Below are 23976 nucleotides of genomic sequence, written 5' to 3' on the forward strand. Positions count from 1 at the left end.
ACATGCCTCAGGTCTTGACATGATCAGTCAGCTTCCAGCTCCACGGCAGCAATTCATCGAGGCGATTGACGGGATGTCCGTCGACCATCTGCTGCAGGATGTCCCGGATGTAAGCATAGGGCTCGACGTCGTTCAGCTTGCACGTCGTGATCAGCGAGCTGACCACTGCCCATCGTTGGCCGCCACCATCGCTGCCGGCGAACAGGTGGTTCTTGCGGCCGAGGGTGACGGGGCGGATGGCGCGCTCGACCGAATTGGTGTCGAGCTCGACGCGGCCATCGTTCAGGAAGCGAGTCAGGCCGTGCCAGCGCGAGAGTGCATAGCGGATCGCTTCAGCGAGCGTGCTGCGGCCGGAGACCAGGTGGAGCTGCGCATCGAGCCAGACGTTCAGCGCGTCGACGATCGGTTTGGAGAAGGTCCTGCGTTCGGCAAGACGGTAGTCAGGCGATTGGCCGCGGATGCGCGCCTCGATCGCATAGAGCTCGCCGATCCGGCGCAGGGCTTCTGTTGCCACGGGAGACGCGGTGGCTTCGGCCACATCGTAGAACTTGCGTCGCGAGTGGCTCCAACACGCCGCGAGCGTGATGCCCTCTTTGTCGGCCAATTGCTCGAAGCCAGCGTATCCGTCGACATGCAGGATGCCCTTGAAGGCGGCAAGATGTGCGACTGGTCGCTCGGCCTTGCGGTCGGGTGCGAACAGGTAGATGGCGGCCGGAGGTTCGGGTCCGCCCCACGGCCGTTGCTCGCGCGCGTACACCCAAAGCCGTCCCGTCTTGGTTCGTCCGCGGCCAGGATCGAGTACCGGGATCGGCGTGTCATCGGCAAAGAGATGGTTGGAGGCGAACACGTTCTTGCACAGCCGTTCGTGCAAGGCCTCGAGCCACCAGCATGCGCCGCCAACCCAGCCCGCGAGCGTCGAGCGGCAGAGATCGACGCCGTGACGGTCGAAGATCTGAGACTGCCGATAGAGCGGAAGATGATCGCAGTATTTGCTGATCAGCACGTGCGAGAGCAGCGCCGGCGTCGCAAGACCGCCAGCGATCAATCGCTCTGGCGCGCCGGCTTGCACCACCTTGTTGCAGGCGCGGCAGGCGTATTTCGGACGGGTCGTACGCAGGACGCGAAGCTGCGCCGGGACCCAATCCAGCATCTCGCTGACGCTCTCGCCGATCAAATGGAGAGCACCGCCACAGCAGCCGCAGCCCCGGTCTTGTACGTCAAGCAGAACGTCTTCGCGTGGCAGATGATCGGGCAGCGCACGACGACGCGGCGGAGATTTGGGTTCCGGTGTGACCTTCGGTTGCGCTTCCTTGACGCGGCCGATGTCGCTGTCGAGATCCTCCAGACCAAGTGCAAGCTGGTCGGGATCGATGCGCTCGGAGCTGCGGCCGAAGTGCATTCGCTGCAGCTGTTTGATGATGGACTTGAGCCGTTGGATCTCAGTATCGCGGTGATCGATGGCGGCCGCGATATCGCGCACCAGGCGCTGCAAAAGCTCAGGATCAGACGGGAGATTGGTGAGATCGAGCTGCATGTCCGATGGTACTCGAACACGCTGATTCGTAGAAGAATCGCAACTCAGTTCAGCACCGGTTTTTGCAGATCATCCTGCAATCGCCGGCTTCCAGATGCGCTCCGGCGCGCGCCAGTCGATGCCTTCGATCAGCATCGCGAGCTGCGCCGGGGTGAGCGTGATCGAGCCATCATAGCCCGCCATCACCGGCCATGCGAAGCCGCCCTGGTCGATGCGTTTCGTGAACAGACAAAGCCCGTTGCCGTCCCAGAACAGGACCTTCAGGATCGATGCCTTTTTGCCGCGGAAGGCAAACAGATGACCGGAGAACGGATCCTTCTTCAGCGTGTCCTGGACCAGCATCGCAAGGCCGTCCATGCCCTTGCGCATGTCGGTGTAGCCGAGCGCCAGGTGCACTTTCACGCCCGCTGGAACGAACATCATGATGCTGTCTCTCCGCTTTCGATCTGCGCTCGCACGGCGTCCGGATCGCTGCCGGCGGGAGCGAAGACACGCCGCCCGTCAGCGAGGTCGACGGCCATCATGCCCTCCGGTGGACGCACGAGATCGCGCAGGGCGCGTGCGGCCGGCATGTCGTCGGGCAGCACGACACGGGCGAGCTTGGAGCGCTTCTTTTGCGCGATGCCGAACTGCGCGCGCCAGCGGAACAGCAACCCGGTGACGATCCCATGCTTGCGGGCGACGGCAGAGACCTTGGCGCCTGGTAGCTCGGTTTCCTTGGCGATCGCGAGCTTTTCCTCGTCGCTGAAGAAGCGCCGCGTCGGCGTTTTGCCCGCAGCCGGATCGCCGATTTCGGCGGCTGTCAAGCGGCGTTCGGGCTGTGAGTTCCTAGCACTAGTGCTAACGGCGGGACGGGCGGAGGGATGAAGATGGGCGCGCCAGTCGATCGTGACCTCGCCCGTGGCCAGTCGGTCGCGCCATTTGCGCAGCGAATGCGGCGACAGCTGCATCGCCGCGGCGTAGGCGCGGAGCTCCATCCCGCTCCAGTTCAGCGCCTCGACATGCATCGCCCAGAACGCCTGAGACGCTCGATTGCGCACATCCGAGGTGACCGTAAACCTGCGCTGCTTTTGTTTTCGCAGCGCCTTTTCTCGCTCTTCCCGGGCGCGCTCGCGGCGCAATTCCGTCTGATATTTCTCGAGCTTAAGCGCAGTCTCATTGCCGGCCAGCCGCTTCAGCCAACGCCGCAACGTGTTCTCGGTCAGACGTTGTTGCTGGCAGTATTTACGGATCCCGAGACCGCTGCGACGCCACGCTTCGATGTGCAGCGACCACCATTCGCGGCGCGCTCTGTTCTCGAAATGTTTGGATCCCACCGGAGATTCTCCACAGCAGCAGAGAACTCGAAATGGAACGACAACACGCGAGGGGGAAGGTGTGCAGAGACCGGACGCTTACGATGCCGATTACTCCGGCAAGATAAAAGCGGCTCGCCGGTTGAACAGCAAGCCATTGACATGGCTTGCGTTCAACCGTGCCGTTCGGTCGGAGCGCGTGCTGCGCTTGCAGTTTCTGCGAACTGAATCAAAGCGATCTGTGGCACCAATCGTAGTATAGCGGGCTCAAGCGTAGAGTATCGAAAGTCTCTTGAATCCCTCGCTGAAAAGACCAAGCGTGATCAGGACCTGCTTGCACATCGTATTCTCGTGCGAGCTCTCCGCCCTCTTGGAAGGCTCTTTGTTTTGCAAAGACAGTTCTCCGTTTCTTTGCGCCCATTGGACGGGCCGCCGCCGCCGTTTCTCTCAGCCACGATTCGAAAATCGTTCGAACGCGGTCAGGCGCTGCAGCCGGGGTTCGACGTCGCAGAGATAGACCTCCTCTCTGAGAAAGGCGATCTCGGCTTCGATGGCGGATTGCTGGATGTCGATACACCAGGACTTCGGCCGGCCATCGGTGCCGTCGGCCCACCGGTAGCCGCGCTTCTTCAGGGTATCCTTGAGGCCGAAGGGAGACTGCTCCGCCCACACCCTCATGATCGGCTTGCGCGCCGTCTGGAGTAGGGCAGCCAACGCCGGGGCGCCCGTCGTCGGCAGGACGAAATCCTCGACCTCGAGCAGCGCGTGGCAGTCGTCAACGGCGCGATGGGCCTGGTGGAAGAATCCGGCGCCGTGCAGAAGATATCCGAGTTGCGCGCCGGCGAAACCGTGTGAGCGCCAGTCGACCTCGGTCGCGCTGCAGCCCCAGGCCTTGCGCTCGAAAATCGGCCAGTAGCGCTCGGCGAACCGACGGTCGAAGGCCGCGTTGTGGGCGATGACGATGGCCGCGCCGGCGACGAACGCCGATACCGCGTCCGGATCGATACGCTGTCCGGCGACCATCTCGTCGGTGATGCCGGTGAGCGCCGTCACCTCGGCGGAGATGGGGCGGCTGGGCTCGTGGAAGGCGGAGAAGACGCTCCTGACGCCGACGATGCGACCTTCCCGGGTGTAGTCGAACGATAGCATGCCGAGTTCAATGATCTCGTCCCGGGAGTGGTCGAGGCCGGTGGTCTCGGTCTCCAGCAGGACGGCCGTCCTGACCTCCTCTCCGATGGCGGCAGGGGAGGGGCTCGGGGGACAAGCCTGCGCAGCACCCGGTAATCGGGCGATTGGGCGAGGGCATCTGCCATGGCCGCCAAGTCGGCAGCCTCGTCAAAATGGTGTCGGTGGAATCGCGGCGCGGCAGTCATGACGCGGCACCATACCCAAGCAAATGACCACCAGGTATCGGAGAGTCACGCGATTCACGGTCATTTTCGGCCCACCTCCCGCCGCAAGGGCTGTGCGAAGAGGATCGCCTGATCTGCCGATTTTGATCGGCCGCCATGTCGGAACCCGGCGCTGTCATTCGTCTTGAATCTGGACCGTTGAAACCGGAGTTCCGCGTACATGGCCCCCCGCGCCAACTGGAAAGGCTTTCTGCGCCTGTCGCTCGTCACCTGCCCGGTGGCCCTCTACCCGGCCACGTCCGAGTCCGAGAAGATCAGCTTCAACCAGCTAAACCGGACGACGGGTCACCGGATCAAGTACGTCAAGGTCGATGCCGACACCGGTGAGGAGGTCCCCAACGAGGACATCGTCAAGGGCTATGAGCTTGAGAAGGGTCAGTACATTGAGGTCTCGAAGGAAGAGCTCGAGGAGATCGCCTTGGAATCCACGCGCACGATCGAGATCGACGAGTTCGTCGACAAGACCGACATCGACCCGCGCTACCTGATCTGCCCCTACTATCTGCGCCCGGATGGCATGGTCGGCCATGACGCCTTCGCGGTGATCCGTGAAACCATCCGTGAGATGAACAAGGTCGCGATTGGCCGGATCGTGCTCACGAACCGCGAGCACATCATCGCGCTGGAGCCGATGGACAAGGGCCTGGTCGGCACTCTGCTGCGATACCCTTATGAGGTGCGGTCGGAGCAGGAGTATTTCGAAGAGATTCAGGACGTGAAGATCACGAAGGACATGCTCGACCTCGCCCGGCACATCGTGAACCAGAAGGCCGGGACGTTCACGCCGGAGAAGTTCGAGGACCACTATGAAACCGCGCTGGTCGACCTGATCAACCAGAAGCGTGCGGGCAAGACGATCCGCCCGAAGGACCGGCCGAAGGGGGAGAACGTGGTCGATCTGATGGAGGCGCTGCGCCGCTCGGTCGGGCAGCAAGCGCAGCCTTCGGAGGCGGCCAAGCCCGCGAAGAAGCCGAAGAAAGCTGCTGCCGGCCAGAAGGAGATGTTGATGCCGATCGCCGGCAAGAAGGCTGCCGCCAAGGAGACACCGGCGAAAAAGCCAGCCGCCGGCCGTCAACGGAAATCCGCTTGAAGCATCCCGTAACGCCGGACGGGCGTACGCATCCGGTGAAGCTTTCAATTACCCACATCGTCGACGAGTTCTGATTGAGAGGCCGAATGCGATGTCGTTGAGGCGTGTTAGGCCTCGCCACACGACCATGTTTCCTGGCGGCGGATCGCGGTTCCGCGCCAGGTAGCCGCCCAGCATGGCGATCTGGAGCAAGTAGGTGGCGAGGGTCTTGTGCAGGATGCGCGGCTTGGCCCGCGCCGCGTCGATGGCATCTAGCGTTGCGATTTCGGTCGAGGTGAGGACTGTCTCCGGCGCAGCCTCAGGCTTCGCTCGTGCGGACATGGTGAGGAAGAAGATGCGCCAGCTGACCATCGCGATAAGGGCGAGGAACTTGGTCAACCGTTCCGCTGTTTCAAGCCTCGCCTCTTCGGCGCGGCAGCCGGGCTTCATTACCTTGTGAAACACCTCCGCTTTCCAGCGCAAGGCGTACCATTCGAGCTTCTCGATGGCGATGGCGAAATCTCCGACCGGCAGGTTGGTCACCAGCTTCCAGTCGATCGGCGGACGGCCCGCTGGCGGGTCGATCTCAAGGGCTTGAATGTAGGTGAGAAGCTGAGGACTGTATCGCTTCTGCTTGCCGACGGGCGGCAAGTTTTGGATGGCAGCGAACTTCACGTGCACGCATGCCGTCTCATCCTGTCCGATCGCTACGTAATGACGTCCCGCCCAAGGCGTGGTCGAGAGCTGGGCGAAGACCCGATGAGCTCCATCCCGCGGCTCTGTGTCGGCAGGCGAACCGGCCAATCGATTGGTCTGCACTCGCACCAGAAAGCGCGTGCCGAGATCCTGCGCTAGGCAAAAGAGTTCGTAAATATCGCTCTCGCGGTCAGCCACATGCACGCAACGCTCCGGCGTGCCCACGAGCGCCATCGACTGACGTAGGTTCTCGAGCCAGCGATAGCTTTCCTTCGTCTCGATCGGCACTCGTGTGGGGTTCACATGCCGCTTGAGCGTCCTGGTCCCCTTGAACTTCGTGCGTGTCCAGAACTTCGCTGCTGTCAGCCCGAGCGGCGTGCCGCCGAGGGTTACAGCCAGGCTCGAATGCATCAGCACTCCACACAAGGTCACGACATTGGGTTGACCCGCCTTATAACGTCCGGCGTTGATAGTCTTGGTGAAGCCGATCTTACCCGGCTGCGCACGGCTGTAGATGAACTCGGTGGTATCCTGCAAAATGAGAATTGGTCCATCGCTCGCCGCGCAGCGCATGGCGGTCGCGGCAAAATGGCCGGCCAGCATCCCATGCTCGGTAACCCGCGGATTGTCGAAGAAGCGGTAGGCCGCCTTCGTCGCCGCCCAGTCGCCGCACGCGGCGGGGACCGGTTGGCCAGGTGCTGCCGACATCTGGTCAAGCAGGCGGCCAAATCGGCGCGCCAATCGCTTGTCCGGCAGCCCTGCCGAAACGACTTCGTCGTCATGCCAGCCTGTAGCACCGGCTCCCGTGTCTACGCGCATTTGTGACGCCTCCGCGAATCGGCGTCACAAACAGAATCACAGACGATTCAACCGATGCAAATCCTGCGCACGAGATGTGGGTAATTGAAAGCGTCACCGGAGGCTTACGGACGGGCGCTACTTCGTGGTACGCGGGCGCCTTTGGCGAATGGCTGATCCGAGGCGTGGAGAGACCGAGCGCTCCGATCTGACGCGCCAGCTGATGTCGGCCAGGCGCGCCGTTCGAGCGGCCAAGATGGCGGAGGACCATAAGGACGAAGCCGCGGCACACCGCGCCGTGGACCATGCCAAGAGAGCGCTGGGGGAGCGGGGGCCGGTCTGGTGGACGGACGGCTCGCCCGATTTCAACCGCCCCATGGCGAAGAACACGCCTTACGCCACATGGTACGCTGAAGTCTCACGATCGTGCAGGTAACCTCCCGTGCCACGTAAGCTGAAGACCTATCAGACCTCGCTCGGATTTTACGATCTAGGTATACGGCGGAAATATCTTGTCGCCGCAGAGCGGCGAATCTGGAGCCAGTCTAGTGATTGAGTTTGTGGCCGGGTCAATTTGAGGGGCTATTGCGATGAAAATCATCTGGTGTGACGACAAGTCTGATCAGCCTGGCGAACTGCCGACATTCCAGCGTGAGTGGTTTGTAGAATCGTCGGAATTTCTTGCCGCCAAGAACGATGCTGAAGTTCTGGTGCACTTGAAGGATGCAGCCGATTTGCGTCTGCTTGTGATGGATTTGCTATTTGATCAGCCCGAGGACGAGACAGTTGTCCCTCTAGGGATCATATACTTGGATCGCATTCGTCAGCATTACCCCGACCTAATGGTCGTAACCAGGAGCGTAGTGTCGAAGCCTGGCATGTTTGGTCCACTCTACCAGCATTTCGTGCGAATAAAGATAAGGGACCATTTTTCATCCTATGACACGCATGCGTATTCGAAATTCAGGCGCGGGGTACTCATTGAAACGATCCGTCGAACTGTAGCTGTGGGCTCTGGATCGCCGCGTAACAAAACTCTTCGCGAGTACGTTGGTGATCAGTGGGGCATTGTGTTGTTCGCCGACATATCCGGCTTTACGTCGATGACAGAACAATTGTGGCATCAGAATCGAGACGCTCTATGTGATGCGCTAACGAAGTTCTACGATACCTGCGTTCAGGTGGTGCAGAAACACAACGGTGTGGTCGATAAGTTCATCGGCGACGAACTAATGGCATTGTTTTTCGTAGATAACAAAGACCACAAACATCTTGTGGCAGACTCCGCAGTGGCGGCGGCTATTGCACTTACCAACAGATTTCGAGATCTCTCTCATCAATTTAAGGAAGCGTTGAGCGAAAGCATTGATGAGTTCGTCGAGGTCTCGTGGCGCTTGAAGATCGGATTGGAGGCCGGTTCGATCAGAATACTCGAGAAAGAGTTAGGCGTCGGTAACCCGGAGTATTGCGCGATTGGGCACGCGGTAAACATGGCGGCTAGGGTCAAGGGTGTTGCCGGCGACTATGCTGTGGTGATCGGACCCACACTGCAGAGATCCGGCACTCGCAAGTATACGATGAGGTCGATCGAGGAGAAGCTTGAGCTTAAGAATGTCAGTCTTAAGATCGCAGTTGCAACTGTTGCTTACGAATAAGACGCGTTGCACGAAGTGCTTGTGGATGGCCCCGCGTTTCTTCGACAACCTCGAATAGCGGCCGTCCGCGTATCAATCAGGAAGCATCTTTAGAACTGAAGGATTGGAAATGATCAGTCTTCGCGCTCAGTAGGTCCGGTCGAAATGGGCCCGTTGGCTACTGATAAGCAATGGCAAAAGCTTCTCAGTTCGCCTATCGGTGCTAGTTAGTTTGCGTATAGGCCGACTGGTTTCCGGCAATCGCGCGGGGCGCGGTGCTCTTGCCATTGCGATGCGGTTTCGGTGTTTTCGGACGCTTCGGTTGGGTTCCAGCAGCATCGTTTTTGATCGGGATGCGGGCGATAAAGATGGGGCCTGTGTCGAGTAGCTGGACCGTGTTTTCAGATGACTTCGCGCGATCAAACTGGCGGGTCTCTCGCACCACGACGGCGTGCGACCAGCCGCCGTCCAGCTCGAGCGGACCGTCGATCGTAAACAGGCAGCTCCAGTGATAGCCGCCGTCCGACTTGATGAATACGCCTTTGGGCTTGCTGGTTTCGTCGATCGCTGCCGGGTTCGGCGTCCAGTCGTCGCACATCGCTGAATTTCCATCGATGTCCGTGATGGTGTACTCCTGCGGAACGCCGTCGAACACGCGGTGCCGAATTACTTCGACCACCATATGGGGCCGACCTTTCTCAGCCGCTGGATCGCTGGAAGGCCCGTTGACCACGCAAGTAAGCTCAAACCGCTTGTCGCTAATGGCGCGGCAGGTCAACGTCGCTCTCCGGCCCGGAAGCGGCTTGACCCATTCCTTGACGGGCGTCGAGACGCGGAGACGGACCGGCTCCGATCCTTCGAACGGCACGTTGTCCTCGCGGGCATGCGCCTGATAGCGCACGAGCCCCAGACGGACGCGCGGGAACGGCAAGGGATCGGTTTTCAGTGCCAGGTTGAAATACCACATCTCCTGGACCGGATCGAACTTCGGTTCGAAGGTCTGTAGCGCCACCGCCATGTAAGTGACGGGCGTCTGTTCATCGGTCGCTTTCCCGGGATCGCCGGCCTGGTCCGTCTGTTTGGGAGTGGTCTGATCGCTTGGGGCCCAGGTCTGGTTCGAGATAGGCACCGGCATGAACGCGCGGGGAATATGGTCGCCCTCATCTGGCAGGCGCGAAGGATCGATGAAGGGCCCGGTCGGAAACTTTTCCTGCTTCACGTCGTCGGCGGTGAGGGGGTCCGCGCCCCAGCGGGTGACAAAGGGGCCACCGGGGCCGAGATCTTCGTCGTAGAATTCGGGCGTTTCGTTCGTGTCCCTGTTCCTGGGGAGAACCTCCTGTCCCTTCTCATCGCGCCTCGTTCCGCGCGCAAACAGCCCGGGCGGCCACAGCACGAGCGCGACCTTTTCGCCTTCCCCCGAACTGAAGAACGGTCGCGCGTGCCAGATGGTGAGAAGGCACAACTGCTCGACGCCAACCGTGAAGGAGCCGTCCGCGTTGACGAGCGACTTGATCTTCCGGTGTGACAGCGAAACGTTGACGTGGTCGATGACCGGCGGCGCCGGCCTTGTCACCGCCGGAAGCCAGATTTCCCTGCATGCGCTTTCAGGGGCAACCGGGCGGGACTTCTGTTTCGGATCGGTGGGCACCAGTCCGGCGTGCCGGTTGATGGGGATCATTTTGAGCTGCAGCCGCCTCGCACCATTGCAGTGCAACGACGGCGGCAGCGCAGCGCGCAGCGCATCGCCGAACTGGCGCGCTTCTCCCCAGGCCGCGGCCATCAGCTCTTGCAGCGAGTAGGACTGCAGGCGGGATCTGCCGTCTTTGGGCAGAGGCAAGCCCTCGAGCTTGAGGAGCGTGATCTGCTTTAGCGGAAATGTGACGGTGCCGTTCGTCTCGATGGCAAAACCGAACGCCTTTGCTCTTTTATCCATCGGTTGGTCCGAGGCGACGGGTACGAAATCGCCTTTGCTCCGCTGGTCCGTCGTAAGGCTCATCGCAGGGTTGTCGAGGGATTCGTCGAACGGGGCGGCGGAGACGGCTTCAAGCAAGAGCCCGCCGGTACCGGCTGGATCGAACTTGACTGTGCCGCCAACGAGGGTGCTCGTTGCGCCTTGCTGGGTGCTGCTCAATCCCCATTCCGAGATCGGCGTAGCGTTGAGGAAGTCCGCCGCCGTTTGCGCCGTTGTGCCAGCGGCCGGAGTCGACTGAGCCGGGCCAGCGGCCTTGGCGCCATCGGCAGGGGCGAAAATGCGCCGCGTGATCGCAATGTCCGAACCAAAGATCGGAGCAGACAGCAAGCAGTCGTCGACGGCATGCGTCAGCCGCATTGTGAGCGGGCTGGCGAGAACCGAATTCGGTTTCAGCAGCAGTTCGCGATACACGAGGCTTGCGATGGTCTGGATGGTTTTCCGGGGCGGGGTCGCCAATCCGCCGGCGCCGAGGCAGGTCTTAGTCGCCACTTCGTCCAAGTGCTTGATATCGTTCGCGGCTGATACTTTCAGCTTCTCCTTGAGAATGGCTAGGCAAGCCGCGTGCTCATCACCCTTTCGCGTGTTCTCGGCGATCAACAGCAGCCCGGCCGACTCGACTGCGTCGAACCACTCGGTGAGCTGCGCGACCGTCGGCGCGTACCACGCCTGCAAAGCCAAGGTTTCGCCCCGCGCGAGGCTGACCCGAACGAGGTGAACCTCGACGGCATTGCCTCCGCCGCCGTCGACGATCTTCCCTTCTGACGTCAGCCACTTTAGTCCACCGGATTCTATCCGCGGCGTGGGCCTGCCCTTGTCATCCAGGGAATGGGCTTCCACGGCCTTCAACTCGAGGTGAATCGGCACAACATTCGGCCAAGGATGAAGCTGTTCGCGGACTGCGGTCTTGTCCGGCCAGGTGCGGGCGCCAACTTGTATGGCGATCGGCCGTTCGACGAACGGTGCGTTCTCGAGCCCTGTCTCCGCCGGGAGCTTGAGGCCGAACATCATTACGCTCGCTGCCGGATCGGGATAGTAGGTGTAGCGGTCCGGGGACTCGACATTGCCCACCCGCGCGCGATTGGGCTTCTTATCTTCGGGCCGATCCTTGGCCCCCAACAGTGAAAGGCCGCTTAGTCCTAGTTTGGGTTTCTTGACGCCTTTTCCGATGTCCCGCAGCACGTCGTGAAGCATGGCAAATTGCAAGGGAACGGGAGGCGGCACGATCAGCCTGCGCGTCGACGATACCATGCGGCTCTTGTCGTCCGCCGTGGTCCGGACGTACATGTCCGGGCTGAGTTGGGGCGGCGTCAGTTTGGCGAGCGTCGCCACATCGTTGTCGAGCAGCAGCGCCATCGGCGCATTGATGCGTTCGTGACGCAGGAAACGGCGCCCTCGAAGTCGCTTCGATTGGTCCCTGACCGGTGGCAAGGACACGGCGGGTATATGCTGGCTTATCCTTGCGACGTCGGCGGGCGTCATGCTGCCGCCGCCTTCGAAGACCGGCGCCAGTGCCGTGTAATAGGACCAGCCGAAGCGCAGGGCCGGACTCAGCAGGGATTCGTGGTGCTTCTTGTCACGGCTCGGTGACCTGAAGTGTCGCGTGACGTTAAGCTCTTCGACGACCTTCAGTTTCTTCGTCGTGATGGTTTGGCGTGTCTTCTGATTGTATTCCGGAGGTGCCACACCGGCAGGGTCGCTTCCCCACAGCGCGACGGTGCTGTCCTCGATAACCTTGATCGCCTCCTTTGCGAGGGGATCGTCTCCAGGCTTGTCGTCAAGAACGGCTTGTGTGGCGGACACCGCCATCGCGCCGTCCAGCTGGACGCGACGGCGTTGGTTTGTAGCGAGGTGACGACGGTCAAGTTCTTCCTCGATCCACTCCGTATTCACCTTGGATTCGGGCTCGGGGTCCTTGAACTCGATGGCGCGATAGTCTGGCGTCCGCCACAATATGTCGCCCCCCTTGACCTCGATGCCCACCATCAAGCGGTCACCGATCTTCAGGTCAGCGGCGTCCTCGATGATGTCCTGTGACGGACAGCCCCGGGCATCTTTCTTGTCATTGTCAGTCTTGTCTTCTTCGATCACGCGCAGGCCGCCATTGTGCAGGGCCGGCCTGCCGCGTTCGAGAGGCGCCAGCGCCGATCCCTTCGCGTCGCTGCGCTCGCGGGCGGCAGTGTTGTTGATGCTGTTCTCCGTCGCCAGCGCCGGATCGATCGTGATGATGTCGTAGATGGGATTGTTCTGCTTGTTGCGACGCGCAAGGTTGCGCAGGCCATGCGCGATCCGCGCCTTATCCGGGCGCTCGAAGATTTCGTCCCACGATGCCGGGCAGAACACGGCGCACGTCGCATCGGGTTCAAAGCGCGCCAGCGTCCAGCTCCCGTCAGGCGAATCGGGAGCCAGAGCCACGAAAGGTGTCGCGCTTTTGATTCCGAGCTTTTCGCGCAGCTTCGGTAGCGCTTCGGCGACCAGCGCGTTTTCGATCCGCAGGTCGAAAGCGAACCCGAATAGCCGTTGCAGCGTAGGCAAGCTAAGGAGCGCACCGAGCCGGCGCTGCGCCGTCTCCAGCTCCTGCTGCGGCGAAGCGCAAAACAGCGTGGATTGGTCCTGGGGCAGCGTCAGATGATGCGCGGCCTGCACGCACTCCAGGACCTGCGCTGCGGCAGGATCGCCGGCGAGGATCGCTCTGGCAAGCGTACGTGCTTCCGGCCAGATCGGATCCGGAGTCTCTCCGGCGAGCATGGCGGCCGTTCGCTTGCGATAGGGAGCCAGCCAGAACTCCACGTGCTCGGGGGAAGTCGGGTCCGGACCGGCGGCGGGGAGGTCGGGCGTGCTGCTGGCGAGCCGGACCGGCTGCTCTTCCCTGTACCATGGCCTTGCAAGGTTGAATTCCGTCGTCGTGTCGCTGTTCATCGCCAGCGGCGAGTCGGCGCTTGCGATCGCTTCCAGCAAGGCGCGTCCTCTCTGCAGGGTGAAGATAAGGGACGCCGCGCCGTGGGGGGTCGGCAGATAGGCGGCACACCTTGGCGCGGAGGGCTCGCACGCAAGGGTTTTGACTAGCAACTCCCAGAAGGGCGATTTGGCGCCATTGGGGTTCATCATGCGTCGCCAGAATCTATCGATGGGACTCGAACCTGATTTATCGACGAGGTTCGGACCTGCTTCGGGCGACCACGCCAGCTTCGCGTTCAGGCGGGGAAGTTGGCTCAACCCTTCCTTCCCGGCTAGTTCGCGAATTGCATTTTCTGCTTCTGCGGTAGTCTTCGGTAGGTTTCCAGGCAGGGGAATGATGCGCAGACCGACTTGTTTGGTCGCGAGCTTCGTGTGTTTGACAATCTGCGACGGCCATGCGCTGATGTCGATTTGCGACTCCCCGGCGCCAACCCACGGACGCAGCAACATGCAGATACGCGCATGGTCGTCGTCGCCGAAGCCATCCGCAACGACGCGGCTCGACACCGAGACGGTTTTCCCGACAGGTCCTTCGTCGATTGGCGACGCGGGCGTGGGATCGGGTTTGGTGGGGAGAAGAGGCAGATGTGTCATGCGATGGCTTCTGGAACAAACTTGGAATCGAACTGGGCTTCGAAATCGGACCAATCTTCCTCGGGGCTGTAGCTGACTGTGACCAGCTCGGCGCTCTGCTCTTCCGGGAAACAGATGGGGGCAAAGTTGCCGAGCGCTGCTACCTGCACGCCGGATCCGGGCAGGTAAGCGGCCTCCTTGCCGCCACCGCCAAAGCCGGCCTGCATCGAGCGTTGCACCCGGATCGTGTAGCTTATCTTGATGAAGCGCCCGATCGAGAACGTGAATGTCAGCGCGGCCTCGCCAGAGATCGAGCTGTCGCCGGCGCGCTTGAACAGCCGCAAGGTGAAGGCCGCACTGATCCCGAAGCAGGCGATGTGTGCATTGAAGCCCGCCGAGAACAGCGCGGCGAAGGTGCAACCCAACTGGTCCTTGCGGACATAGGCGCCGGTCGTCACATAGGCGGTGCCCTGCAACGGGCCGTAGCCGATCGACGCAATGCCGCCGAACTGGAAGCTGGCTTCGAATGCCTCGATGCCTTGCGGGCTCGCCTCGAGCGCCATGAAACCGGAGCCGCCGTAAATTCCGACCGAAATCATGAAGGGATTGTCGAGCGAGCCGAGCGCGGCGCGCACGCGCGCGCTGCCGCTCGTGAACGGCAGCACGATGGCCCCCGCAAAATTGATGTTGGTGAAGGTCGCGCCTAGCGTGATGACCGGAATTCCGATCCGGTAGCCGGCCTCGATCGAGGGGTTGCTGATATGCACGATCGTGTAGGGGCCGCTGCCGTCGCCGTCCCCGCCGAAGGAAAGGGATTTGGCCAGATCGGCGAGGAAGCTCAACTTGTCGCCGAACTTGATGTCTTCGGCGCGCAGCGGGGCCGTTATCTTGCCACGGCCGTCATCCACACCCTTGGTGTAGGTGACGCCTTCATTGAACGTGAAGGTCATTATCGTGAGGATGTCGAGTTCGAACGCCGTGACCGTCCCGGTGACTTCCGTTTTCGGAGCCGTTGGGTTGAGCAGGTTGATCGTGGCCTTGCCGCCCAACGTCAGCTGCTGGGAGGGGCCAATCGGACGGAACGTGCCGATGCCGACCGACGTCTCCTTCAGCGGCAACGACAGGCTGCTCTTCAGCGTTCGCGTCGTCGGCAGGGCTTCCGTCAGGGTGTCCACGATCTGCTGGCGCAGACTCTCGACGTCGAGCACCCTGGTGATGCTGGATCGAACGCCAACACGGGCGAAGTATTCGATGTGCTGCAGGATTCGCTGCGGTGCGGACTCGCCCTTCTGCCAGCGTTCCAAGACGCCCCTCAGGTCGTCCGCGGTCTTCTTGTTCTCCCGAATATCCTTTGTTTCATCGAAGAGCGCGTCGCTTTTCTCATCTACGCAATCATTGCTCCCGCTTTTCGGAACTAGAAGGATGAATTTGTCCCAGCTCTCCGTACAGGCGTCGTCGATTTTGCTTGGCGAGCCAAACAGTTTTGCGATGAGCGCAAATACTCCCGTCGACTGGTTCTGCACCAGCCGTTGCCGGACATTTCGATAGGCGAAGTTCCGTTGGTCGAGAATTGCTTCATAGACCCTGGCGATTTGTGTGAGAACACGCTCGGCAGCGTCGTCGAGACCCGGTTTGAAGTGCTTGGCGAGCAAGCTCGCCATCGCTGGACGCAACACACTCTCGGATAACACCGCTTCAGCTCTTAGCAGGGTGCCTTCCACAATGCTTCGGAAGGTGTTGGGAAGCTCGTTGATCAACGCCTGTACGGTCGCGGGGTCGGCGCCCGGAACGGACGCGAGCGCAGAAAGTCTGGTTTCGAGATTTGTCTGGGCCTGCCGGAGCGGATTCAGGAATTCGACTTGCTTGTCCAGCGCGACCCTCAGCTCCGTCTGTATATCTCCGGGGAGTGCATTGATGAGATCCGTCAGCTCCAAGTTAAGTTCAGTCCAGAGCTGCAGCCCATCAGGAGTTGCGTAACGAAGCGCGAACGCTTCTGCGTCAAACATCCCCGACCGCACCAAGGTCACGAAATGTCTCTGGACGTCCCGCCAGAACGGCTGCAGGGCCGCTGGTCCGGTCGGCAGTTCGGGGAAGGGTCGTTGAGGAAGGAGCTTTTTGAAGTCGAGCCAGGTATCGAGCAACTTTTTCCGCTGCGCGTTCAGCGCGGCGACTGTTCGTATCGTATCTTCGCCGAAATTCTGGCACACCGTGATGTTGGGTAACACAGCGGTAGTAAACCCGCCGGGCAAGGTGCCCAAGGCGCTCCTGGCAATGGTTTGTGTCTTGGTGATCTCGTTCGCGAGGCCGGTTGCAAGGGTAGCGACAGCCGTATGCCATTCACCGAGATACGTAAGCATGGGCTCCGCGGCCGGTCCAAAATTGCCGGCGACGATATCATCACGCGTCTTCTGGATGGCGTTCGCGAGATCACCGATCTTCTTGGCAGCAGCCGAAGCTTTGGTAGCCGAGGGGTCCACCACGGTCTGGAGCAGCTTACGAAGCTCCTTTATGGCCAGAGCACATGCCGTTGCGCCAAGCTTGGTTAGGGCGTCGATCCGTTGCTGGATGCCTTTGGCTGTATCAATGGCGTCGACAGCCCATTTCAAAGCGACGGCGAGGCTCTTCTTCTCGAACACGTCACCGAGACTTTGCTCAGCCAGAGAAACCAACGCGGCGGCAAGCTTGTAGAGCGGTCCTTCGGCGAGTCCGGTGACGTTTGCCGGCAATGGACCCACGCTCTTCGCGATCGCCTCCAGCGGAGACTTGCTCTTCCAGACCTTGATATCGCGGACTGCCGGGATGAGCTTTTCTTTGACGAAGGTGTTCAGCTCGGCCGGGTTTGCGCCTGCGTCCATCAGCACGACAATGGCGTCAGGGATCTGTTCGGCAACGCCAGCGACGAGCTTGGCTAGTTCGCTCTGAATCTCATCCCAAGGTGCAAATTCCTGGAAACGTTTGGCGATGTCCCCCTGCGACGAGATGAGATAGAAACGGAGCCGCTCCGCAAACTGGCTGATCGGCGTCCGTGCAATGGTTTCGAGCTCGCGGACGACGCGCTGTCCCGAAGCCCAGATCGAGGTTGCTGCTTCGATTTGCGCAGCCGTGTCGCTTGAATTGAGGGCAGCCAGGCTCACCAAGTCCTGCCTGAGGGTCTGCAGCGCGCAGGTAAAATCCGGAAATAGCTGCTGTCCGGCATTCTTGTCGAGCTGTTCAGTCAGGCTGTCGATGGGAGCTTTAAGCGAATTCGCGACCTTCGCCAGTTGGTCCCCGGTGAAGTTGGTAATTTCCTCGAGCTGGGGAATGTGTGCGCCGAGTTCGCCGGTGAGTGCCGCGATGAAGTCGCGCAGCTTGATCAACCCGAACAGCTTGGCATCGTCGCCGAAGTGCCCAATCGCCAGATTCTTATTGTCATATTTTCGCGGCGCCGTTGCGGAACACGTGGGCGCCGATGGAGGCAGAGCCTGTGTCGAGATGGGTGGCATGGCAGGCTGATTGGCCGCCGGGGCCTGCGGAGCGGGTGCTGGATCGGGCACGACCGGCGCTGGAGGAATTGGTGCTGGCGCAGGTCCTGGCGCCTGCGCAGCTGGTGCTTGCGGTGCTTGTGCAGGCGGTGCCGCCGCTTGCCCCGGCGCCGCTGGCGCTTGAGGAGCTTGCGGTTGCCCGGCTGTGGCCGCCTCGCCGTCCTTCTTCAGAAGTGTGCCGCAGTCTTTGAAATCGGGCGGCGGCGGCCCGGCGATGCCGAAGCGGCGGTTCAGGCCATAAATGATCTTGGCAGGGCGAGCGACGGTCCCGCCCTGATCACCGTGTTCGCCCATGTCGAGCTTGGGCAGCGGATCGTCGGTGACCCGCAGGAACGTGTCGGGGTCGGAGATTCCGCACGATTCCGGCGGGTTGAAGCCGTTAAAGACGTAGTTTTTCTCGTATTCGACGTGCAGCACCGGGGCAAGCGACCCCGTCAGGCCCTGGATCTGCTGCGGCCGAATCTGGGCCATCGCCAAACGGGGATAGAAGGGGGGTTGTTCAGCTGCGACAAGCTCGGAATTGAACGCGAAGTCGCTATCGCCTCCTACGGCCTGCAGCAATTGCCAGTCGGTGACGTAGGTGCATTGTCCCTTGCGCTGCTCGTCAGCATAGGTGCGCAAGGCGCCATTGTGCTGGACCTTGTTCCACTCCCTCGGCTTGTCGGAATCCCAGGTCTTGCCAATCTCGGGCTCATTCGCCTTCGGCTCTTTTGCCTTGCCCTTTTCGGCGGCCTGCCTTTCCTTTTCGGCGATCTCTTCTCCGCGGTAGTAGCCGCTTAGCGCCCTCATCGTCGCCGGATCGCTGGCGGCGCGATGGTCGGCGAAAATCAATGGCATCGAGACGGGCGCTGGCTGACCGTCGATGCGCATGCGGAATCTTACCGTGCCCCTCGTTCCGACCTCGGTGCGCGGCCAGAAGATGATGCCCGCCAGTTGGCCGACCAGGGGGCCGGGATTCGGAATTTCCTGTGGGTCCCTGCGATTCACCCATCCCCTGATGCGTCCATGCGGTGCGGCCTTTGCCGGTCGCGCGAGGATCTCGTCGAGCGTCTTCTTCAGGTTTTCGGGTGTATCGTCCTTTGCACCGGCCACGGGAGCGGGATCCGGCAGCGGCTTGTCGTCCGTCGGATCGATCAGATCCGGGGTACGCAGCGTCAATAGCGTGATCTCGCGCGGCTGGAATTCGCGGGCCTCGTGGGATTGCGCAACCGCCGGATACTGATGCGACGCCCGGGTTACCTCGATATAGATTCGCGTCGCCTGCTCGACGGAGTAACCGAGAGATGGACGCGTCGGATCGATCGGCCGCAGCCGCGGTTCGGTGACCTTGACCAATGAGGCCTTGTGGCCCAGCGGAAAGAGATAGCCGCGGCGCACAACCACGGTCAGCACGTCCGACCCGTCGCTGATCAGCGAGCGCCATCGCTGCAGACTGAAACTCTTGAAGTAGCCTTCGTCGCCCTTGGCCCTCGCCGATGTCACCAGCGGGAAGGTGGTATCGAGGTCGAGCATCGCGCCGGTCGCGCCCAGCGCCAGTCGCCGGGCACGCAGCGGGACTGGCATGTAGATCGCGTAAGGCGACTTCGGGTCCTTGCTCGCGTCACTGATATACTTGTCGTCGCCTTCGCTGGGCGGTTCGATCTGACTGCTGACTTCCTTGTCCTTCGAGGCGATGACGGGCAATCCGTACATTGAAGTGAGAGCCACCAGTTCCGCCCGGTCCTGCGGACTCATCGCCGTGCGATAGGTTCCTCTCCACTTCTCCAACTTCTGTGTTCCGTCGCTTCTAAGGGTTTTCTTCAGAAACGTATCGCGCGCGAACGCGTCGAACTCGTCCGACCAAATGGCGCGAAGGGAAGGCACCTTTTGCCCTTCCACGAGGCGGGCCTGCCAGACGGCCGTTGGCACGGTGCCTTCCAGTGAATCATCCAGGCGAGGCGGCAATTTCTTCGGGGTTATCCATCTCGCGTTCTGTGCGGGAGACAGGATCAATCCCGTCGGAATCTCGAGCGCCGTATCAAACCGATCCGGCTGTTTGACCGTGCCGACGATTTGACGGACGCGTTCTTCGCCGGTCTTGTTCCAGTCCTTGATCCCCTGCTTGCGGAGAATCTCTTTTGGTTCGGATTCTTCGACCTTACGATCGGATTCCTTGTACATCCGCTGCGCGCGTTGCACGACCCTCAGCTCGAAGGTTTCCCACGCGGTCAGTTCCGCGACGGTCAACGCCATCGGAGCGCCCTTCATTACGAAGGCGAGGCGAGAAGGCTCCGAAATCCAGGCCTCGACCGGCCGGCGGAAACCTTCGGGGACCTGGTCGATCCTTTGATCCTTGCCGCGAGTGTCGGATTGTTCGGTCCTGAATTCAGTGAGGCGACTTATCAACGCATCCTGAAGTCTCTTGTCCCTTTGCGCCGGCGTCTCGGTGTCGTCTGGCAGTTTTGAACCGGCGTTCTTGTAGATCGACTGGAGTTCTTCCTCCTTAAAGGGCCAATTTGGAAACAACAGCCACTTGTGGTCGTTCACCGTGACGCGCTTGGGATCAAATCTCTGAAACACGCTGAAGTCGTCGGAAAGCCTGACCGCTTCTTCCCACAGCTTCTTGAGATGGTTCCGTGTCAGCGCGTCGGTCTTGTCCTTTCTGTCTTTCTTGACCCAATCGGATGCTTCCGCGCGGCTCATCGGAAAATCGGGCCGCGCCAGAATTTCGGCGGTGTCTTCGAAGTCTTTCTGAGTGAACGGAGTGGTTTGCTTTATCAGTTCATCAAGCCGGCCGGTTCTGCGTCTTTCGGCAAATAGGCGCGCTGCTCGTCTTGCTTCGACGGTGAACAATCCGGCGGGCCCAATCCAAAGGCCAAACTTGTTTCCATTCTGCTTGTCCCATTCGTCCCAAGCTTTCGCAAAATCAGCGAACGGCAGGAATTTTTCGTCTTTCGGATAGTCCGCCAGTTCCTTTGCGAGCTTCTTGTCTTGAATCTCCTTGCGCAAACGCTGAGATTCCGGGTCTGCTGGCTGCAGGCGCTGCAATTGCCTGAGTTCGGTCGGCAAGACTTCGTCACCGGCATCCGGCAGCGGGCGGTCCTGGCGCAGGAACGTCCTTTCCATAATGTGCTGCGGCGGAAACTCGGCCAGCAGCACCGCTTCGTCCGGCTTGTTGGCCGGATCGATCTCGTCGCGGCGCAACGGAATGAGCTGGACTTTCTTGCCGATCGACAGGTCGATGTTGTGGAACTGGAAGCTGAGGCAGAACAGATCGAGCCCCCGCCACAGCCGCAGCTTGGCGCCATCCGGAAGCGGGAGTCGCAGCGCGGCGTCGGGCGCGGCATAGGCGAAGACCGGTGCCGGCCTCGGATGCGCTGGCGCCTCGGCCTTCGGCGGCGGCGAGTGACGGAGCTGAAGCGAAGCATCGCCCAGGTCGAAACGCGTGCGATCGACGTGCTCGACGGCGAGCGTCGTCGAGACGAGGCGAGCGTGGATACAGAAGTGCTTCAGCTTGCCTTCGTGCGCCGAGATTTCGATCGGGCGTGAGCAGCCTTGAGCCACGCCGTCTTCAGTAACCCGGGCCTCGAACGAGACTCTCGGCGTGTAGAGCCGCCAGATGTCGTCGGTCGGATTGATCGACCAGGTCTGGTCGCGGCCTGCCAACACGCGGGATGCGGAATGGCAGGGAATGCGCGTCGTCTCGCAGTGCGGACTTTTGACGAGGAGTTCGAGAGGCTCTGCCAGCGAAAGCCGATGATCGTGTCCGAGCCTTGCCGTGGCGTGTTTCGGCACTTCCAGCTGCACATGCAGGTGCTTGTCCTTGGCGACGTCCAAGAGGATCGAAGGCTTTTCGTTGATGAGCTCGACGCTTGCCCATCTCGAAAGAGGCCCCAGCAACAGGCGCCGTCCGGCGAACTGCTTGCCGAAGACGGAGAATTCCTGACCGGCGTCGGCCAAGATTTCCGTCCGTTGCGTTTCGGTGTTGAGCTGGAAAGTGGCGGTCCTGGCACCGGCCAACTGGGGGCCGCCGAGATGCTTGACGAGCGCCGCCAATTCCTGGGAGTTCAGCTTGTGCCGGAACGTGACGCTGCAAGGCGAAAATGGCGCCGGAATGGAAACGGTCAGCTTGGGCAGCTTTGCGAACCGCCAGGTCGCGTTGATCCTCCATTCCGTGTTGGCAAGCTCGATGGCGAACTCGACGCTCCGAACGTCACCTTCGGTGTTCCGAACGTCACCTTCGGTGTTGCCGACGATCAACAGCTTGGTGGCGGTTGCGCCAACCCGAATTCTACCCGGCACAAGGCTCGCCGGGTCCAGGTGGAAGATTTTCTCGCCACCCGACCGCAGCGCGTAGCCGGAGCCGTCCGGCACGAAATGAGGCCCGGCCGGCGGCTCCTGCGCATGGGCCGATGTGCTCGCCAGCACCGTGGCGCTCGTGCCTTCCAGGAATTCTCGCCGCGTAATCTTGTTCATGATCGAAATCGTCGACAAACGGGATTGGGCTGCGGGCTCATGTCGGCTTCGGCGGGCTAAACCGGGTCTGATTGTCGAGGGCGCCGAGTTCGGGAAGGAGGCCTTTAACGCCTTCTACGTAAACGGTCTCCTCGAGCAGGAATGCGTAGGGACCGCGCTTCATCAGGATGTCCTGAATGCTCTCGTAGAACGTCTTCTGCACTGCCGGGCCGGAAGCCTTCGCCGCATTCGCGATGGAGTTCATAATTTCGTCATCGCGCCAGTGGCAGTACCAGGCGAGGGTGTGCGTTGCCTCGATAGTCTTGCCATCGACGGCCTTGAATTCCTCGCGCTCGTAATGGGTGCCTAGCGCGTGGGCGTTGCTGTGCGGGTGCAGGTAATCGGAACTGAGAGAAACGAGTGCCAGCTCGAAGTCACGCTTTGCGAGGCGCTCCTGGAAGATGACGCCGGTCGAGGCGGGTATTAGCTCGAGGCCAATCCCGGCCTTCGCGAGTTGCCAGGCCAGTCCGTTGGCGACGGCAGAGCGTCCGGCGCCGACCAGATAGTCCAGCTTCAGGGCGCCCTTTTGATTTTCAAGCGCCGCTTTGGCCAAAGGGTCCTGCGGCGGAGTGGTGATTGGGAAATCGAAGCCGCCGATGGCGGAAGGAAAAAATCGATGCTGGGCTTTCCAGCGCGGCGTCTCGAACTTGCTGCTGTCGATGGCTTGGCGGATGCCCTTGCGAACCTCTGGATCCCCAAACGGCTTCTTCATGACGTTCATGCAAAGCAAGAGCAGATTTGCTCGCGGGTGAGGCAAGGTCAAATCGGTCGGTGGCTTCGTTTCCTTGGCCTTGCCGCCCTTGCGATCTTGTTCCTTGGGCGGGACGGTGGTGTCCCAGGCCACCTGAATTTCGCCGCACTGCAGAAGCCGTCGCTGCTCTCGCGGGTCGGGGATGGCGCGCACGATCAGCGGCTTGGACGATTTGCCATAGTCGGAGTGAAGGTCGTTCGGTTGCAGGACGATTTCGTCGGTACGTTGCGCATTGCGAACGATGAACGGGCCCGAGCCCGCACTGTTGAATCTCAGCCAGGCCCTGCCTGCATCGAGCGGGTCATATTCGCAGATGTCGGGAGCTTCGATTGGCGTAAATGCGCCCTGGAACGGAGCATGCGCGCATGTGACGGGGACGTCGGGGTTGGGAGCGAAATGCTGCGTGACAAGTACGCTGTCCAGAACGGCGCAGCAGGCCGAGGTCAGGCAATGCAGGACGATATCCTTCTCGACGGCCTCCGGAAGCTTAATCCTCAGAATGTAAGGATTGTCTTTGTCCGTGCTGACCCGCCGATCGACGTTGATGGCGGTTAGGCCGAGATGCGCGAGGGGATGGGCCGGACTTCGATTGAGCTTGACCGCTCGCCTGAAGCTAAAGGCTACGTCCTTCGCCTTGATTGGTTTTCCGGAAGCAAATCGCCACCCTGACTTGATTGCAAACGTCCAGGATGCTCCATTGGGCTCCTGCCACAAAGCAAGGCTCAGGAACGGATCGGGCTTCCCCTGCTTGAGGGTTACCAGTGTTTCGTAGAGATTGCCGATAATCTCCGCCGCCGGCGCGGAAGCGTTGAGATGCGGATCGAATCCCGATACGCCGCTGGTTTGCTTACCGATGATGATGTGGTCTTTTGGCTCGGGTTTGCCGCATTCCAGCGCAACGGCTCTCCGACCAAGCGGACTCATCGCCATTCCGCCCGCCGCAAGCGCCCGCAAAACGTCCCGGCGACGAATGAACGCCACGCGAAAGACTCCCGCCCCAAGGGATACAGCAACAGCCGTAGCGCAGAACGCGCGACAGCACATCCTCTAGTTTACTGCCCCAGTCAATAACTCATAGTAGGTCTTCGATAGCCAATACCACTACAATGCGAATAATCGCTGGGGCTGTCAAGGTCCTGAGAAAACGTACAAGTTTTTCTAGCGCGGGATCGCGCTTCTGCTGTCACAAACTTCTTTAGAAGGCCGGAAGCTGGCCAATCAATTCGTTTGCCACGCTGGAGCGCGCGCTCCAGCCCCGATGCGCTTTCGTCT

The 23976-nt window shown here is 61.0% G+C and carries 11 protein-coding genes; 3 read left to right on the plus strand and 8 right to left on the minus strand.

All coding sequences use genetic code 11. The features are described 5' to 3' along the window. Positions 1-7: 7 nt before the first annotated feature. From tnpC to ACQR1Y_RS23685, 4 genes are all read right to left on the minus strand, one after another. Positions 8-1534, minus strand: a complete 1527-nt coding sequence (gene tnpC / locus ACQR1Y_RS23670; protein WP_434878405.1) for an IS66 family transposase — start codon at positions 1532-1534, stop codon at positions 8-10. 69 nt (positions 1535-1603) lie between these two features. Further along, positions 1604-1957 (minus strand): IS66 family insertion sequence element accessory protein TnpB, encoded by a 354-nt coding sequence (gene tnpB, locus ACQR1Y_RS23675; RefSeq protein ID WP_172134748.1) that lies wholly within the window; start codon positions 1955-1957, stop codon positions 1604-1606. Next, positions 1954-2850: an IS66-like element accessory protein TnpA gene (gene tnpA, locus ACQR1Y_RS23680; protein WP_434878406.1), complete on the minus strand. Its 897-nt coding sequence runs from the start codon at positions 2848-2850 to the stop codon at positions 1954-1956. The genes tnpB and tnpA overlap by 4 nt, the downstream gene beginning before the upstream one ends. Positions 2851-3276: 426 nt before the next feature. Beyond that, positions 3277-4122: a 3'-5' exonuclease gene (locus ACQR1Y_RS23685; RefSeq protein ID WP_434878515.1), complete on the minus strand. Its 846-nt coding sequence runs from the start codon at positions 4120-4122 to the stop codon at positions 3277-3279. Positions 4123-4401: 279 nt separating this feature from the next. On the opposite strand from ACQR1Y_RS23685, the gene ACQR1Y_RS23690 reads away from it, so the two are divergent. Beyond that, positions 4402-5331, plus strand: coding sequence for a Ku protein (locus tag ACQR1Y_RS23690; protein ID WP_434878407.1), 930 nt, complete (start codon positions 4402-4404; stop codon positions 5329-5331). A 48-nt stretch (positions 5332-5379) separates the two neighbouring features. On the opposite strand, the gene ACQR1Y_RS23695 is transcribed toward ACQR1Y_RS23690, so the two are convergent. Beyond that, positions 5380-6825 carry an IS4 family transposase gene (locus tag ACQR1Y_RS23695; RefSeq protein WP_434878408.1) on the minus strand — a complete coding sequence of 482 codons (1446 nt, stop codon included), beginning with the start codon at positions 6823-6825 and terminating at the stop codon, positions 5380-5382. Between the two features lie 148 nt (positions 6826-6973). Between ACQR1Y_RS23695 and ACQR1Y_RS23700 the strand changes: the two genes are divergently transcribed. Beyond that, complete coding sequence (locus ACQR1Y_RS23700; RefSeq protein WP_434878409.1) at positions 6974-7240, plus strand: hypothetical protein; 267 nt, start codon at positions 6974-6976, stop codon at positions 7238-7240. Between the two features lie 154 nt (positions 7241-7394). Continuing rightward, positions 7395-8459, plus strand: coding sequence for an adenylate/guanylate cyclase domain-containing protein (locus ACQR1Y_RS23705; RefSeq protein WP_434878410.1), 1065 nt, complete (start codon positions 7395-7397; stop codon positions 8457-8459). 202 nt (positions 8460-8661) lie between these two features. Here the strand turns inward: ACQR1Y_RS23705 and ACQR1Y_RS23710 are convergent, their stop codons facing one another. Genes ACQR1Y_RS23710 through ACQR1Y_RS23720 form a run of 3 tightly spaced genes read right to left on the minus strand, consistent with a single transcriptional unit; the run spans position 8662 to position 23685 of the window. Then, positions 8662-13959: a hypothetical protein gene (locus ACQR1Y_RS23710; RefSeq protein WP_434878411.1), complete on the minus strand. Its 5298-nt coding sequence runs from the start codon at positions 13957-13959 to the stop codon at positions 8662-8664. Continuing rightward, a complete protein-coding gene (locus ACQR1Y_RS23715; RefSeq protein ID WP_434878412.1) occupies positions 13956-21914 on the minus strand; it encodes a hypothetical protein in 7959 nt (2652 codons plus the stop codon). Before ACQR1Y_RS23715 ends, ACQR1Y_RS23710 begins: the two co-directional genes overlap by 4 nt. A gap of 37 nt (positions 21915-21951) precedes the next feature. Continuing rightward, the gene (locus ACQR1Y_RS23720) at positions 21952-23685 is read right to left on the minus strand and encodes an ABC transporter substrate-binding protein (RefSeq protein WP_434878413.1); all 1734 of its coding nucleotides are present in this window, start codon (positions 23683-23685) and stop codon (positions 21952-21954) included. Positions 23686-23976: the final 291 nt, after the last annotated feature.

Source organism: Bradyrhizobium sp. HKCCYLRH3099 (assembly GCF_051167855.1).
GTDB lineage: Bacteria > Pseudomonadota > Alphaproteobacteria > Rhizobiales > Xanthobacteraceae > Bradyrhizobium.

Coding starts and splice junctions, on each gene's coding strand:
- tnpC (WP_434878405.1), bottom strand. CDS start 1,534: ATGCAGCTCGATCTCACCAATCTCCCGTCTGATCCTGAGCTTTTGCAG.
- tnpB (WP_172134748.1), bottom strand. CDS start 1,957: ATGATGTTCGTTCCAGCGGGCGTGAAAGTGCACCTGGCGCTCGGCTAC.
- ACQR1Y_RS23690 (WP_434878407.1), top strand. CDS start 4,402: ATGGCCCCCCGCGCCAACTGGAAAGGCTTTCTGCGCCTGTCGCTCGTC.
- ACQR1Y_RS23695 (WP_434878408.1), bottom strand. CDS start 6,825: ATGCGCGTAGACACGGGAGCCGGTGCTACAGGCTGGCATGACGACGAA.
- ACQR1Y_RS23700 (WP_434878409.1), top strand. CDS start 6,974: ATGGCTGATCCGAGGCGTGGAGAGACCGAGCGCTCCGATCTGACGCGC.
- ACQR1Y_RS23705 (WP_434878410.1), top strand. CDS start 7,395: ATGAAAATCATCTGGTGTGACGACAAGTCTGATCAGCCTGGCGAACTG.
- ACQR1Y_RS23710 (WP_434878411.1), bottom strand. CDS start 13,959: ATGACACATCTGCCTCTTCTCCCCACCAAACCCGATCCCACGCCCGCG.
- ACQR1Y_RS23715 (WP_434878412.1), bottom strand. CDS start 21,914: ATGAACAAGATTACGCGGCGAGAATTCCTGGAAGGCACGAGCGCCACG.